Annotated in this window: 12 protein-coding genes and 1 pseudogene; 6 read left to right on the top strand and 7 right to left on the bottom strand. The window is 65.0% G+C overall.

Features of this window, described 5'->3' with window-relative positions; genetic code table 11:
• Positions 1-37 precede the first annotated feature (37 nt).
• From NTD82_RS23655 to NTD82_RS23635, 5 genes are all read right to left on the bottom strand, one after another.
• Positions 38-1,354 carry an MFS transporter gene (locus tag NTD82_RS23655; protein ID WP_262130500.1) on the bottom strand — a complete coding sequence of 439 codons (1,317 nt, stop codon included), beginning with the start codon at positions 1,352-1,354 and terminating at the stop codon, positions 38-40.
• A gap of 73 nt (positions 1,355-1,427) precedes the next feature.
• Positions 1,428-2,480 (bottom strand): lactonase family protein, encoded by a 1,053-nt coding sequence (locus tag NTD82_RS23650; RefSeq protein ID WP_262130499.1) that lies wholly within the window; start codon positions 2,478-2,480, stop codon positions 1,428-1,430.
• 63 nt (positions 2,481-2,543) lie between these two features.
• Positions 2,544-5,222: an aconitate hydratase AcnA gene (gene acnA, locus NTD82_RS23645; protein WP_262130498.1), complete on the bottom strand. Its 2,679-nt coding sequence runs from the start codon at positions 5,220-5,222 to the stop codon at positions 2,544-2,546.
• 147 nt (positions 5,223-5,369) lie between these two features.
• Positions 5,370-6,260: a LysR family transcriptional regulator gene (locus NTD82_RS23640; RefSeq protein ID WP_262130497.1), complete on the bottom strand. Its 891-nt coding sequence runs from the start codon at positions 6,258-6,260 to the stop codon at positions 5,370-5,372.
• Between the two features lie 19 nt (positions 6,261-6,279).
• On the bottom strand, positions 6,280-6,843 hold the full coding sequence (locus NTD82_RS23635) for a TetR/AcrR family transcriptional regulator (RefSeq protein WP_262130496.1): 564 nt from the start codon (positions 6,841-6,843) through the stop codon (positions 6,280-6,282).
• 143 nt (positions 6,844-6,986) lie between these two features.
• Between NTD82_RS23635 and NTD82_RS23630 the strand changes: the two genes are divergently transcribed.
• Both NTD82_RS23630 and NTD82_RS23625 read left to right on the top strand, forming a co-directional pair.
• Positions 6,987-7,784 (top strand): crotonase/enoyl-CoA hydratase family protein, encoded by a 798-nt coding sequence (locus NTD82_RS23630; protein ID WP_262130495.1) that lies wholly within the window; start codon positions 6,987-6,989, stop codon positions 7,782-7,784.
• A 20-nt stretch (positions 7,785-7,804) separates the two neighbouring features.
• A pseudogene (locus tag NTD82_RS23625) lies at positions 7,805-8,674 on the top strand (alpha/beta fold hydrolase); the annotation flags it as partial.
• Positions 8,675-8,678: 4 nt separating this feature from the next.
• Here NTD82_RS23625 and NTD82_RS23620 read toward each other — a convergent pair.
• The gene (locus NTD82_RS23620; RefSeq protein WP_262130494.1) at positions 8,679-9,383 is read right to left on the bottom strand and encodes a FadR/GntR family transcriptional regulator; all 705 of its coding nucleotides are present in this window, start codon (positions 9,381-9,383) and stop codon (positions 8,679-8,681) included.
• A 277-nt stretch (positions 9,384-9,660) separates the two neighbouring features.
• Between NTD82_RS23620 and NTD82_RS23615 the strand changes: the two genes are divergently transcribed.
• Genes NTD82_RS23615 through NTD82_RS23600 form a run of 4 tightly spaced genes read left to right on the top strand, consistent with a single transcriptional unit; the run spans position 9,661 to position 12,478 of the window.
• Positions 9,661-10,440 (top strand): transporter substrate-binding domain-containing protein, encoded by a 780-nt coding sequence (locus NTD82_RS23615; RefSeq protein WP_262130493.1) that lies wholly within the window; start codon positions 9,661-9,663, stop codon positions 10,438-10,440.
• A 10-nt stretch (positions 10,441-10,450) separates the two neighbouring features.
• A complete protein-coding gene (locus NTD82_RS23610; RefSeq protein ID WP_262130492.1) occupies positions 10,451-11,116 on the top strand; it encodes an amino acid ABC transporter permease in 666 nt (221 codons plus the stop codon).
• Entirely contained in the window at positions 11,113-11,763 is a 651-nt protein-coding gene (locus NTD82_RS23605) for an amino acid ABC transporter permease (protein WP_177431563.1), read from the top strand. The genes NTD82_RS23610 and NTD82_RS23605 overlap by 4 nt, the downstream gene beginning before the upstream one ends.
• Positions 11,750-12,478: an amino acid ABC transporter ATP-binding protein gene (locus tag NTD82_RS23600; RefSeq protein ID WP_095153769.1), complete on the top strand. Its 729-nt coding sequence runs from the start codon at positions 11,750-11,752 to the stop codon at positions 12,476-12,478. Before NTD82_RS23605 ends, NTD82_RS23600 begins: the two co-directional genes overlap by 14 nt.
• Before the next feature lie 72 nt (positions 12,479-12,550).
• Here NTD82_RS23600 and ycaC read toward each other — a convergent pair whose 3' ends face one another.
• Positions 12,551-13,174, bottom strand: coding sequence for an isochorismate family cysteine hydrolase YcaC (gene ycaC, locus NTD82_RS23595; RefSeq protein WP_262130491.1), 624 nt, complete (start codon positions 13,172-13,174; stop codon positions 12,551-12,553).
• Position 13,175 lies beyond the last annotated feature (1 nt).

Raw genomic sequence — 13,175 nt, 5'->3', positions numbered from 1 at the left:
GCGACCGCAGGAGCGAGCGCGCTCGCGATGGCGACAGTCAGTGCGCCGAAGCCGCCACTGGCTGGCCGGGCTCTTTGTTGTTCACCCGCATCAAGGCGGTCATGAGGAAGGCAATCGCCAGCAGCACACTGAGGAACACCAGCCCGGTGGCCGCGCTCTGGCTGTTGCCCTTGACCACGCCGATCATCGACGGGCCGACGAAACCGCCCAGGTTGCCAATGGAGTTGATCACGGCGATGGACACCGCCGCAGTGGTGCGGTCGAGGAACAGGGTCGGCAGTGCCCAGAACGGCGACTTGAAGCTGTACAGACCAGACAACGCGACACAGATCATCGCCATCGACAGCACCGGGCTACCGAGCATGCCCGCGCCCACCAGGCCCAGCGCCGCCACCAGCAATGGCAGTGCCGAGTGCATCTTGCGCTCGTTGCGGCGGTCGGAACTGCGCGACCAGGCCACCATCACGCCAGTGGCGACGATATACGGCAGCATGGCGATCAGGCCGATCTGGGTGTGGCTCAGCTCGCTGGAAAAGCCCTTGATGATCTGCGGCATCCAGTAGCCGACGCCGAGGCTGCCGCACTGGTAGACGAAGTAGATGAACGCCAGGTACAGCACCTTGGGGTTGGTCATGGTCTTGAACACGCCCAGGCTCTTGACGTTCTTGCGGCTCTGGCGGTCGCGCTCGAGTTCGGCCAGCAGCCACGCCTTCTCCTCCGGTTTCAGCCATTTGGCCTGCTCCGGTTTGTCGGTGAGGAAGAAGTAGCAGGCCACACCCAGCAGCACCGCCGGGATGCCTTCGAGGAACAGCATCCAGCGCCAGCCGCTCCAGTCGAACCACTTGATGTTGTCCATGATCCAGGTCGAGAGCGGCGCGCCGATGATGTAGCTGACCGGGATCGCCGCGGTGAACAGCGCCACGGTGGTGGCCAGCTCGCGGGAGCGGAACCAGAAGGTCAGGTAGACGATCACGCCCGGGAAGAAACCGGCTTCGGCCACGCCGAGCAGGAAGCGCAGCACATACAACTGGTTGGCGCTCTGGGCGAAGGCGGTCGCTGCGGCGATGACGCCCCAGGTCACCAGGATCCGGGCGATCCACACCCGTGCGCCGAACTTGTTGAGCATGATGTTGCTCGGCACTTCGAAGAGGAAGTAGCCGATGAAGAAGATCCCGGAAATGAAGCCGAAGGCCTCGCTGGTCAGGGCCAGTTCCTTGTTCATTTCCAGGGCCGCGTAGCCGATGTTGGCGCGGTCCAGGTAGGACACGATGTACAGCAGGAAGACGAACGGGATGATCCGCAAGGTGACCTTGCGGACGATCGCATGTTCGTCGAGCGTATTGTTTTTGTTCATGGCGACCTCATTGAGAGCAAGCTTGCGCCCGCTCCGTGCGTTTTTATAGTGACCGGGCCGAAGTCCGGGTGGATCAGGCAGAAAAAACCATGCACACCGGGCTGCCGGTGGCGATCGAGAAACCGCTGTCGCGCAGGCGCCCGCTCGTTGCATCGACGGCCAGCGAGACGATCGAATCGCTGTCCTCGTTGAGGGCGAAGACGAACCGCTGGTTGGGCGTGAGGGTGAAGAAACGCGGGGTGCGGCCCTGGCTCGGGGCAAACTCCACCGGGGTCAGCACGCCGTTGGCGGCGTCGATGGCGAACACCGCGATGGAGTCGCAGCCACGGTTGGAGGCGTAGAGAAAGCGCCCGTCGCGGCTCACGTCGATTTCCGCGGCGCGGCTGTTGCCGGTGAAGTTCGACGGTAGCGACGGCAACACCTGCACCGCCTGCAATGCGCCGCTGGCCGGGTCGAAACGGTAACTGGTGACGCTGGAGTCCAGTTCGTTGATCGCGAAGGCCAATGGCGCCTCGGGATGCAGCACCACATGGCGCGGCCCTGCGCCTTCACGGCTGGCAACGAAGGCCTGTTCGGTGGGCGTCAGGCGACCGTTGTCGAAGCGGAACACGAAGATCCGGTCCAGGCCCTTGTCCGGCACCAGGACGAACTGACCGCTGCCATCGAAGGCATTGAAATGCGGCTTGGCGAACGGCTGCTCGATCCGGTGCGGACCGGTCGGGCCGTGCAGCTCAACCACTTGGCGCACGCTGCCGAGGGCGCCATCGGGTTCGATGTCGAGCACCGCCAGGGTGCCGCTGAGATGGTTGGACACCACCAGAAACCGCTCGCTCGGGTCCAGCGCCAGGTGCACCGGATTCTTGCCTTCACAGCTCTGTTGGTTGAGGAAGGTCAGCCGGCCGCTCGCCTTGTCGATGCTGAAGGCGCTGACCTCGCTGCGGTCGCCGTGCACGGTGTAGAGGCGATCGCCCTGGCGGTTGAGGGCCAGGAACGAGGGATTGACCAGGCCATCGACCGTTTGCACCAGGCGCAGGCTGCCTTGTTCCGGATCGACGGCGAAGACGCTGATACCGTCGCCACGGGCGTTGCGCTCACGGGTGGTGCGGGAGCCGACGTAGGCGTACATGGGGTTACTCCGGATCTTGTGTTGTTATTGAGGGCCTTTCACTGGCAAGCCAGCGCGCACCCGCTAGCCCTTGGTCCTGGCGACGACCTTGCGAATCACATACGGCAGCACTCCGCCGTTACGCAGGTAGCGGACCTCCTGGGTCGAGTCGATGCGCACGTTCAGGTCCACGTCGCGGCGCTCGCCATTGGCCCGGTGAATCACCAGGGTCACCGAGTTGTCGCCTACCCGCAGGTCGTCCAGGCCGACGAAGTCGAGCAGTTCGCAACCGTCCAGGCCGAGGTCGTCCACGCTTTGTCCGTCGCGGAACTGCAGGGGAATCACGCCCATGCCGATCAGGTTGCTGCGGTGGATCCGCTCGATGCTGCGCGCCACCACCGCCTTGACCCCGAGCAACGCCTGAGCCTTGGCCGCCCAGTCGCGGCTGGAACCGGCGCCGTAGTTGATGCCGGCGAACACCACCATCGGCGTGCCTTGCGCGGCGTAGCTGCTGGCCGCCTCGTAGAGCGGCAGGCAGGCGCTGTGGTCAGCGGTCCAGGCCCAGGCGCCGGGCCCAGGCTGCTGCTCGCCGAGCAGGCGGTTCTTTACCGATTTGTTGGTGAACGCGCCGCGCAACATGACTTCGTGGTTGCTGCGCCGGGTCGAGTACTGGTTGAGGTCATGCGGGTCTTCGCCGCGCTCCAGCAGCCACTGCCCGGCCAGGCTGTTGGCAGGAATCGCGCCGGCCGGCGAGATATGGTCGGTGGTGACGTTGTCGCCCAGCACCATCAATACCCGTGCACCACTGATCGCCAGGCTGCTTTTCGGCTCGGCCTGGATATCCGCCAGGTACTGCGGGCGGCGCAGGTAAGTGGACTGCGGGCTCCACGGAAACTGCACGCTGCCCTCGGCGGAGAGCGCCTGCCAGTGATGGGTGCCGTCCCACACCGTGGCCAGCCGTTGCTGGAAGAATTCCGGGCGCACGACCCTGGCCACCTGCCCGGCCACCTCGCTGTCCGACGGCATCAGGTCGTGCAGGTAGACCGGCTGGCCGTCGGCGCCTGTGCCCAGGGCATCGCGGCTCAGGTCGATGGCGATGCTGCCGGCGATGGCATAGGCCACGCACAGCGCTGGGGACGCCAGGTAGCCGGCGGGCACCTTCGGGTTGACTCGGCCTTCGAAGTTGCGGTTGCCGGACAGCACCACCACGCCCTTGAGGCCCTGCTCGGCGAAGGCTTCGACATGGCTTTCGAGCTTGCCGGAGTTGCCGATGCAGGTCATGCAGCCGAAGCCGGCCAGGTCGAAGCCCAGCGCCGAAAAGTCTTCCAGCAAGCCGGCCTCGGCCAGGTAATCGGCCACCACCCGCGAGCCGGGCGACAGCGACGTCTTGACCCAGGGTTTGCGTTGCAGGCCGAGCTGGCGGGCACGGCGCGCCAGCAGGCCGGCCTGGATCATCAGCGACGGGTTGGCGGTGTTGGTGCAACTGGTGATCGCCGACATCACCACCGCGCCATGGGTGATGGGCTGCTCGAACGATGGCTCGAAGAATTCCCGGGCACTCGGCCCGGCGATCAAGCCCTCGCCGCCCAGCACTTCATCGCGGAACGACGCAGCGGCCGCCGACAACGGCTGGCGCTGGTGCGGCTGATGGGGGCCGGCGACGCTCGGCTCGATGCTGGCCAGGTCCAGTTCGATCAGTTCGTCGAACTGCGGCTGCGCCAGCTCGTCGCGGCGCCACAGCGGCTGGGCGCTCATGTAGGCGATCACTTGCTCGCGCAACTCGGCGGAGCGGCCGCTGAGTTCCAGGTAGCTCAGGGTTTCGTCGTCGAACGGGAAGAACACCACGGTGGCGCCGTACTCCGGCGCCATGTTCGACACCGTGCCGCGGGCGGCCCAACCCAGGGTGGCAAGCCCGGGACCGGTGAACTCGACGAACTTGCCCACTACCGAACGCTGACGCAGGATCTCGGCCACATGCAGGGCCAGGTCGGTGGCCGTCACGCCGGCGCGCAAGGCATTGCTCAGACGAATGCCGATGACCTGCGGAAAGCTGATCGGCACCGGTTCGCCGACCATCGCCGCCTGCCCTTCCAGGCCGCCGACACCCCAGCCCAGCACACCGATGGCGTTGATCATCGGCGTGTGGCTGTCGGTGGCGACCATGTCGTCCGGGTGCAGCAGGCGCTGGCCGTCAGCCGTGCGGCTTTCCCAGATCACCTTGGCCAGGGCTTCCATGTTCATCTGGTGGATGATGCCGGTGCCCGGCGGGATCACGCCGAAATTGTCGAGGCTCTTCTGCGCCCACTTGATGAAGCGGTAGCGCTCGCTGTTGCGGCGAAAATCGATATCCAGGTTGGCTTCCACGGCGTCGGCTTCGGCGTAACGCTCGACGATCACTGAGTGGTCGATGGTCAGCACGGCGGGAATCAGCGGGTTCATCGCCTGCGGATCGCCACCCAGCTCGGCCACCACATCGCGCATGCCGGCGAAGTCGGCCAGCGCCGGCAGGCAGGTGGTGTCGTGGAACATCAGGCGGTTGGGCTGGAACGGTACTTCGCAGTCCGGACCCTGGCCGGTGGCGCGGGCCAGCACCGACGGCAGCGCCTCGGGCGAGCAACGCGCGACGTTCTCCAGCAGGATGCGGACCGAGTACGGCAGGCGGGCCACCTCGGCCGGCGTCAGCAGCTTGTGCAGATCGACATAGGCAAACGCCTGTTGATCGATCACCAGGGGGGAAAGGAGGTCGCGGGCAGTCTCGGTCATGCGCTCATCGCTCGGCTTTTTTTCTGTTTTTACGGGCCAGGCAAAGCCGGGACGCCGTTGATGAGGCCGATACTAGGAGCAGCGTGCAAGGATGAAAATTGATCAATTACCACGGAAGCGTTCTCCGATGGAGAACGCTCGTAAGCATCACGCCTCAGGCAGTTTGAGGTGATCGATGAAGGTGCGCAGGGTTGGCGAAGCCGCGTCGTATTTACGGAAGGCCAGCAGCAATGAACGTTTGGCCCAAGGTTCGGCGAGGGTCACAGTCTTCAGCGCATGACTGCGCTGGTACTGGCTGACCACACTGCGCGGCAGCACCGCAACGCCAAGGCCGTTGGAAACCAGGCGGCACATGCAGTCGAAACTGCTGATGCGGATCCTCAGGCGCAGCGGCAGCTCGAGCTTCTCCGCTTCGCGGGTGAGCAGGCTGTGGACCGAACTTTCCAGGTGCGGGCCGACGAACTCGTGCTCCAGCGCATCCCGGAACGCTACCGTTTTGCGCTGGGCCAAAGCGTGCCCGGCGGGCACCACCAGCACCAGTTCGTCATCGCGGTACGGCAGGGTTTCCAGCCCTTGCGCGGCGGTCTGCGCGGCGATGATGCCAAGGTCGGCACGGCCATCGGCCACCGCTCGGATCACCGCCGAACCGACCCGTTCCTCGATATCGAACCTGATCTGCGGGTACAGCTCGGCGAAACCGGCCACGTCCTGCGGGAGGAACTGCGACAGCGCCGAGGTGATGGCATGGATGCGGATATGCCCCTTCACGCCGCTGGCGTAATCGCTCAGCTCGGTGTCGAGCTGGGCCAGGGTCTGTTTCAGTTGCCGGGCGTAGAACAGCAGCGACTGCCCGGCCGGTGTCAGCTCCACGCCGCGAGCATTGCGGATCAGCAGCGGCGAGCCGATCTGCGCTTCCAGTTCGCTGATCCGCTTGCTGATCGCCGACACCGCCAGGTGCTTGATCCGCGCCGCGCGCGTGAGGTTGCGCTCCTGGGCGACGGTGATGAACAGGTCGAGACTGGTGAGGTCGTAGCGCACGCGGAAGAGTCCTCGGCAGTCAGTGGGTGTTCAGGCGGTCGAGCGCGCGTCGGGTCACCCGCTCGATAAAGCTGGCGTCATCGTAGATGCGCGCCAGCAGGATTGCACCCTCGTAGTCGGCGACCATCTGCCGGCCCAGTTCGCTGGCCTCCTGCGCCGTCGCGACATCGCGAAACAGCAACGCGCAGGCCGCGGCCCAGTCATCGAAGAACGCGCGAATCGGCGCCATCAACTCGCTTTTGCCGTAGCTGGCATCCACCGCAACCACGCCCATCAGGCAGCCAATGGCATCGTCCTGGAACAGGCGCATGGCCTTGCGGCCCATCTTCGCCAGACGCTCATCCGCCGCGAGGCTGTCGTCACCCGCCACGGCGAACAGGTTCTGGGCGAGGCCCTGGTGGGTCCACTCCAGCACATCGCGCAACAGCGATTCCTTGTTCGGGTAATGGTGATAGAACGACGCCTTGGTCAGCCCGCACGCGGTCGCCAGCGCATCCATCGTAGTGCCGTGGTAGCCCAGGCGCTTGAACGTGCGGGCGCATTGGCGCAGGAGGTCATCGCGGGAAATCTTCGGCGGGCGCATGGGTTCGGGCTCTCGATCACGGTCAGTGATTCTAGGGTATAAGCCTTGGTGGCTCAATTTGACGGTTACCGAATGTTTGTTTAGTTTCATCAAAGAAAACCAAACAAACGGTCAGTAACCAATCAATGCAGGAGAGCATCGACATGAGTGAAGCCAACAGCGGCCCGGGTCGGGTCACCCGTGAACAGCGCGGTCATGTGTTTCTCATCGGCCTGGACCGGGCCGGTAAACGCAATGCCTTCGACAGCGCCCTGCTCGGCGAGCTGGCGCTGGCGCTTGGTGAATACGAAGGCAACGACGACCTGCGCTGCGCGGTACTGTTCGCCCATGGCGCGCACTTCACCGCCGGGCTGGACCTGATGGAACTGGCGCCGAAGCTGGCCGATGGTGGCTTTGCTTATCCCGAGGGCGGCATCGATCCCTGGGGTGTCAGCGGCACCCGGCGGACCAAGCCGGTGGTGGTCGCGGTGCAGGGCACCTGCTGGACCGCCGGCATCGAGCTGCTGCTCAACGCCGACATCGCCATTGCCGAGCACGATGCCCGCTTCGCCCACCTGGAAGTGCTGCGCGGCATTGCCCCGGCGGGAGGTTCCAGCGTGCGCTTCGTTCGCGCCGCGGGTTGGAGCGATGCCATGCGTTACCTGCTGACCGGGGATGAGTTCGATGCCGCCGAAGCGCTGCGCATGCGCTTGCTGACCGAGGTGGTGGAACCGGGCCAGGCGCTAGCCCGGGCCATCGAGTACGCCGAGCGCATCGCCCGGGCTGCGCCGCTGGGGGTGCGGGCCACACTGCTGTCGGCCTTCACCGCGCTGGATGACGGCGACACCACCGCCCTCGCCCTGCTCGACCAGCAGTTGTTCAGCCTGATCCGCAGCGAAGACGCCCGCGAAGGGGTGATGGCGATGCTGCAAAAGCGCGCCCCGGTGTTCAAGGGCCGCTGAGTGTCGTTACCCATTCAGCGATGACCTCCTCAGACCCACTCAAAAGACATGGAACCGACCCAATGATCAGCCCCCTCACCCTCACCGCCCGTGACGGCTACCCACTGGCGGCGACCCGCTACAGCGCGATCGGGACGGCCCATGGCAACCTCATCCTGGCCGGCGCCACCGGGGTGCAGCAGCGTTTCTACCGGCGCTTCGCCGAGCATGCCGCACGCCGTGGCTTCACTGTGCTGACCCTGGACTACCGCGGCGTCGGCCAGTCGCGACCGGCGTCGCTCAAGGGTTTCGAGATGTCCTACCTGGACTGGGCGTACCAGGACCTCGCCGCCGCCGTCGATCTGCTGGCGGCGCAAGAACTGCCGCTGTACTGGGTCGGTCACTCCTTCGGTGGCCATGCCATCGGCCTGCTGCCCAACCACCAGGCGATCCACGCGTGCTACAGCTTCGGCAGCGGCGCGGGCTGGGCGGGCTGGATGGCACCGCTCGAAGCGTTGAAAGTACGGGTGCTATGGCGCTGCATACTGCCGCTGATCGTCGCGACCAAGGGCTACATGGCCTGGAGTCTGCTGGGCATGGGCGATGACTTGCCGCTGGGCGTGTACCGCGACTGGAAACGCTGGTGCGCCTGGCCGCATTACTACTTCGACGACCCAGACATGAGCCATCTGCATGCGCGCTACGCCAGCGTGCGCATGCCGTGCGTGTTCGCCACTGCGGAAGATGATCCCTGGGCGCCACCGCGTTCACGGGATGCCTTTGTCAGGGCCTACGGCAATGCGCCATTGACCCTGCGCGACCTGAAACCGGACGCCGGGCGCGGCATCGGCCATATGGGCTATTTCCGCGAGGGCTCGCAAGCGCTGTGGGATGAAGCCCTGGACTGGCTGCTCGTCACCCGCCAAACACGATCCCGGTCCGCGCCGCCGCATTGCGGATATGTTCCTGCATCGCCTTCTGCGCCGCGCTCGCTGAATGGCGGCTCAGGGCGCGAAGGATCTTGCGGTGTTCCTGCCAGGTCTCCATCGCCCGCTCCGGGCGGATGAACGGCAGCTTCTGGCTCTCGGCGAAGATCGCTTCGCTGGCGGTGACGATGTGCAGCATCGCCCGGTTGCCGCTGGCTTCGAGCAGGCGCCGGTGGAAGGCGAAGTCCAGCTTCGCCGCCGCCTCGAAGTGGCCGGCACGCAATTGCTCGCGCATGGCTTCGACGTTGACCGCCAGTTCATCCAGGTCGTCGGCGGTCAGGGCATTGGCCGCCTGCCCCGCGGCGAAGCCTTCGAGCACGTAGCGCAACTGGAAAGTGTCCGCCGCGCCGATCTGCTCGGCGAACGGCCAGGAAAACCACGACGATTCCGGCGCCTGCTCGCTCTTGGCGCCCTGCACGAAGACGCCTTTGCCCGGCTGCACGCTGACCACGCCCAAAGCACTCAGCGACGACAAGGCTTCACGCAATGACGCGCGGCTCACCCCCAACTGGTCGGCCAGGTCGCGCTGCGAGGGCAAGGCATCGCCGGGCTGGTAGTCGCCCTCGCGGATCAGCCGCTGGATGGCCTGCAAGGCCTGTTCGGGAACGGCACTGCGGGTGGGAATGTCGAGCATGTGTTCAGACCAGTCAGAACGAAGAATGCGCTGTTTTACGTCCTTTTCCCTGTACCACGCAAGTTTGGCCCCATCCTGGCGCAAGCCCGTAAACATTGCCTTTTCTCGGGGCAAAATGCGTTTGCGTGGCGGTCGCCGGCGGGCCAACTGTTCAGACCAGTAATACCGCGCAGAACCGGGCTTCCAGGTAATTTTTCAAGATTTTTCCGCGCATGGCACGCCGGCTGCAATGGGCTCGAAACGTTTCAGCCCATTGATCCGCCCCGAGGTACTGACCATGAGTAAACTGCGCACCCTTCTGCTGGCCACCCTCCTCTGCGGCAGCGCCGCCGGCGCTCAGGCCGATGTGCTGGGCGACATCGCCCAGCGCGGCGTCCTGAAAGTCGCCGTGCCCCAGGACTTCCCGCCGTTCGGCTCGGTCGGCCCCGACCTCAAGCCGCGCGGCCTGGACATCGACACCGCGCAACTGCTGGCCGACAAGCTCGGGGTGAAGCTGGCCCTGACGCCGGTCAACAGCACCAACCGCATCCCCTTCCTCACCACCGGCAAGGTCGACCTGGTGATCTCCAGCCTCGGCAAGAACCCCGAGCGCGAGAAGGTCGTGGACTTCTCCAAACCCTACGCGCCCTTCTACCTCGCCGTGTTCGGCCCGCAAGACAGCAGCGTCGACAGCGTCGAGGCGCTGGCCGGCAAGACCATCAGCGTCACCCGTGGCGCCATCGAAGACATGGAACTGAGCGCCGTGGCCCCGCAAGGCACCACCATCAAGCGCTTCGAGGACAACAACTCGACCATCGCCGCCTACCTCTCCGGCCAGGTCGACCTGATCGCCAGCGGCAGCGTGGTGATGGCGGCGATCGCCGAGAAAAACCCGAAGAAAGTCCCGGTGCTCAAGGTCAAGCTCAAGGACTCCCCGGTCTACGTCGGCATGGCCAAGGAACAGCCGGCGCTGCTGGAGAAGGTCAACGGCATCCTCGCCGAAGCCGTCGCCGACGGCAGCCTCAACCGCAACGCCGAGAAATGGCTGAAACAGCCGCTGCCCGCCGATTTCCAGTGAGCCCCTGCGCATGGCCTATCAATTCGATTTCGCCGCGGTACTGGCCCAGGGTGACCTGCTGCTCAAGGGCGCGGCGTTCACCCTGGAGCTGACGCTGATTGGCACCGTGTTCGGCGTTGCCCTGGGCATCGTCGGCGCGGCGGTCCGCGCCTGGAACCTGCGACCGTTCAACTGGCTGTTCGCGGTGTATGTGGAACTGATCCGCAACACCCCGTTCATCGTCCAGTTGTTCTTCATCTTCTTCGGCCTGCCGGCCCTCGGCGTGCGCATGAGCGAATGGCAGGCCGCGGTGCTGGCGATGGTGATCAACCTCGGTGCCTATTCCACCGAGATCATCCGCGCCGGCATCCAGGCGATCCCGCGCGGGCAACTGGAAGCGGCGGCGGCCCTGGCCATCAGTCGCTTCGAGACGTTCCGCTACGTGATCCTGCGCCCGGCCCTGGCCAAGGTCTGGCCTGCGCTGTCGAGCCAGGTCGTGATCGTCATGCTCGGCTCGGCGGTGTGTTCGCAGATCGCCACCGAGGAGTTGTCGTTCGCCGCCAACTTCATCCAGTCGCGCAACTTCCGCGCCTTCGAAACCTACCTGCTGACCACCCTGATCTACCTGCTGATGGCCATCGGCGTGCGGCAGTTGCTCAACCTGCTGGGCCGCCGCCTGATCGTGAGGAGAGGCTGATGGATTTCACTCTGTGGGACATCGTGCGCAACCTGCTCACCGGTTTGCAGTGGACCCTGCTGTTGTCGCTGGTGGCCTTTGTGTGCGGCGGCGCGGTCGGGCTGCTGATGCTGGTCGGGCGGATTTCGCAGAACACCACGCTGCGGGTGCTGAGCCGCGGCTATATCGAGCTGTTCCAGGGCACGCCGCTGCTGATGCAACTGTTCATGGTGTTTTTCGGCATCGCCCTGTTCGGCATCGATGTCTCGGCCTGGGTCGCCGCGGCGGTGGCGCTGACCTTGTTCACCAGCGCCTTTCTCGCCGAGATCTGGCGCGGCTGCGTGGAGTCGATTCCCCGTGGCCAGTGGGAAGCCAGTTCGAGCCTGGCGCTGAGCCGTTACGAGCAACTGCGCCATGTGATCCTGCCGCAAGCGCTGCGCATTGGCGTGGCGCCGACCGTGGGCTTCTCGGTGCAGGTGGTCAAGGGCACCGCGGTGACGTCGATCATCGGCTTCACCGAGCTGACCAAGACCGGCGGCATGTTGGCCAACGCTACCTTCGAACCCTTCCTGATCTACGGCCTGGTGTCCCTGGGCTACTTCATTCTGTGTTTTCCACTGTCGCTGGGTGCCCGTTACCTGGAAAGGAGGCTGCATGCCGCTGGTTAGAGTGTCTGCGTTGCACAAGTACTACGGGAATAACCATGTGCTCAAGGGCGTCGACCTGAGCATCGAACAAGGCGAGGTGGTGGCGATCATCGGCCGCAGCGGCTCGGGCAAGAGCACCCTGCTGCGCACCTTGAACGGCCTGGAGTCGATCAACGACGGGGTGATCGAAGTGGACGGCGAATACCTCGACGCCGCGCGCGCCGACCTGCGTTCGTTGCGGCAGAAAGTCGGGATGATCTTCCAGCAGTTCAACCTGTTCCCGCACCTGAGCGTCGGCGAGAACGTGATGCTCGCGCCGCAACTGGTGAAGAAGACCTCCAACGCCGACGCCCGCACGCTGGCGCAACAGATGCTGGACCGCGTCGGCCTGGGCAATCGCTTCGACGCCTACCCCGACCAGTTGTCCGGCGGCCAGCAGCAACGGGTGGCGATCGCCCGGGCGCTGGCGATGTCGCCGAAGGTGCTGCTGTGTGACGAAATCACCTCGGCGCTTGATCCAGAACTGGTCAGCGAAGTGCTCAGCGTGGTGCGTGAACTGGCCCGCGAAGGCATGACCTTGGTGATGGTCACCCACGAAATGCGCTTCGCCCGCGAGGTCGGCGACAAACTGGTGTTCATGCACCAGGGCAAGGTGCACGAGATGGGCGATCCGAAAGTGCTGTTTGACGCGCCGCAAACGCCGGAGCTGGCGAACTTCATTGGCAGCGTTGCCTGACCTGATACCCCGTGAACGACAACGGGCTTGCCGCATCCGCGACAAGCCCGCTGGAAGAACCGCCGAATGCGCTTACTTGGCGGTCAGCGCCGCGTAGCTGTTCATCAGGTTGCGGTAGTTGGGGATGCGCTGGGACAGCAGGTTGCCCAGGCCCTCGATATCGTTGCGCCAGTCGCGGTGCAGCTCACAGGCCACCGAGAACCAGTTCATCATCTGCGCGCCGGCCGCGGTCATGCGCGCCCAGGCCGCTTGCTGCACGGTTTCGTTGAAGGTGCCGGAAGCGTCGGTCACCACGAACACGTCGAAGCCCTCGGCCAGCGCCGACAGGGTCGGGAACGCCACGCAGACATCAGTCACCACGCCGGCAATGATCAGTTGCTTGCGCCCGGTGGCCTTGATCGCCTGGACGAAGTCTTCGTTGTCCCAGGCGTTGATCTGACCAGGGCGGGCAATGTACGGCGCGTCCGGGAACAGCGCTTTCAGCTCGGGTACCAGCGGGCCGTTGGGGCCCTGTTCGAAGCTGGTGGTGAGGATGGTGGGCAAGCCGAAGAACTTCGCCAGGTCGCCCAGGGCCAGGACGTTGTTCTTGAACTCGTTGGGCGAGAAGTCCTGCACCAGGGAAATCAAACCTGTCTGGTGATCCACCAGCAATACCACGGCATCGTCTTTGTTCAGGCGTTTGTAGTTGGCGCTCATT

The organism is Pseudomonas sp. 5P_5.1_Bac1, from assembly GCF_025466015.1.
Taxonomy (GTDB): Bacteria; Pseudomonadota; Gammaproteobacteria; order Pseudomonadales; family Pseudomonadaceae; genus Aquipseudomonas.
The sequence above is the reverse complement of the archived record's forward strand: the minus strand, read 5'-3'. Positions and strand labels throughout refer to the sequence as shown.

Coding starts and splice junctions, on each gene's coding strand:
- NTD82_RS23655 (WP_262130500.1), bottom strand. CDS start 1,354: ATGAACAAAAACAATACGCTCGACGAACATGCGATCGTCCGCAAGGTC.
- NTD82_RS23650 (WP_262130499.1), bottom strand. CDS start 2,480: ATGTACGCCTACGTCGGCTCCCGCACCACCCGTGAGCGCAACGCCCGT.
- acnA (WP_262130498.1), bottom strand. CDS start 5,222: ATGACCGAGACTGCCCGCGACCTCCTTTCCCCCCTGGTGATCGATCAA.
- NTD82_RS23635 (WP_262130496.1), bottom strand. CDS start 6,843: ATGCGCCCGCCGAAGATTTCCCGCGATGACCTCCTGCGCCAATGCGCC.
- NTD82_RS23630 (WP_262130495.1), top strand. CDS start 6,987: ATGAGTGAAGCCAACAGCGGCCCGGGTCGGGTCACCCGTGAACAGCGC.
- NTD82_RS23620 (WP_262130494.1), bottom strand. CDS start 9,383: ATGCTCGACATTCCCACCCGCAGTGCCGTTCCCGAACAGGCCTTGCAG.
- NTD82_RS23615 (WP_262130493.1), top strand. CDS start 9,661: ATGAGTAAACTGCGCACCCTTCTGCTGGCCACCCTCCTCTGCGGCAGC.
- NTD82_RS23610 (WP_262130492.1), top strand. CDS start 10,451: ATGGCCTATCAATTCGATTTCGCCGCGGTACTGGCCCAGGGTGACCTG.
- NTD82_RS23600 (WP_095153769.1), top strand. CDS start 11,750: ATGCCGCTGGTTAGAGTGTCTGCGTTGCACAAGTACTACGGGAATAAC.
- ycaC (WP_262130491.1), bottom strand. CDS start 13,174: ATGAGCGCCAACTACAAACGCCTGAACAAAGACGATGCCGTGGTATTG.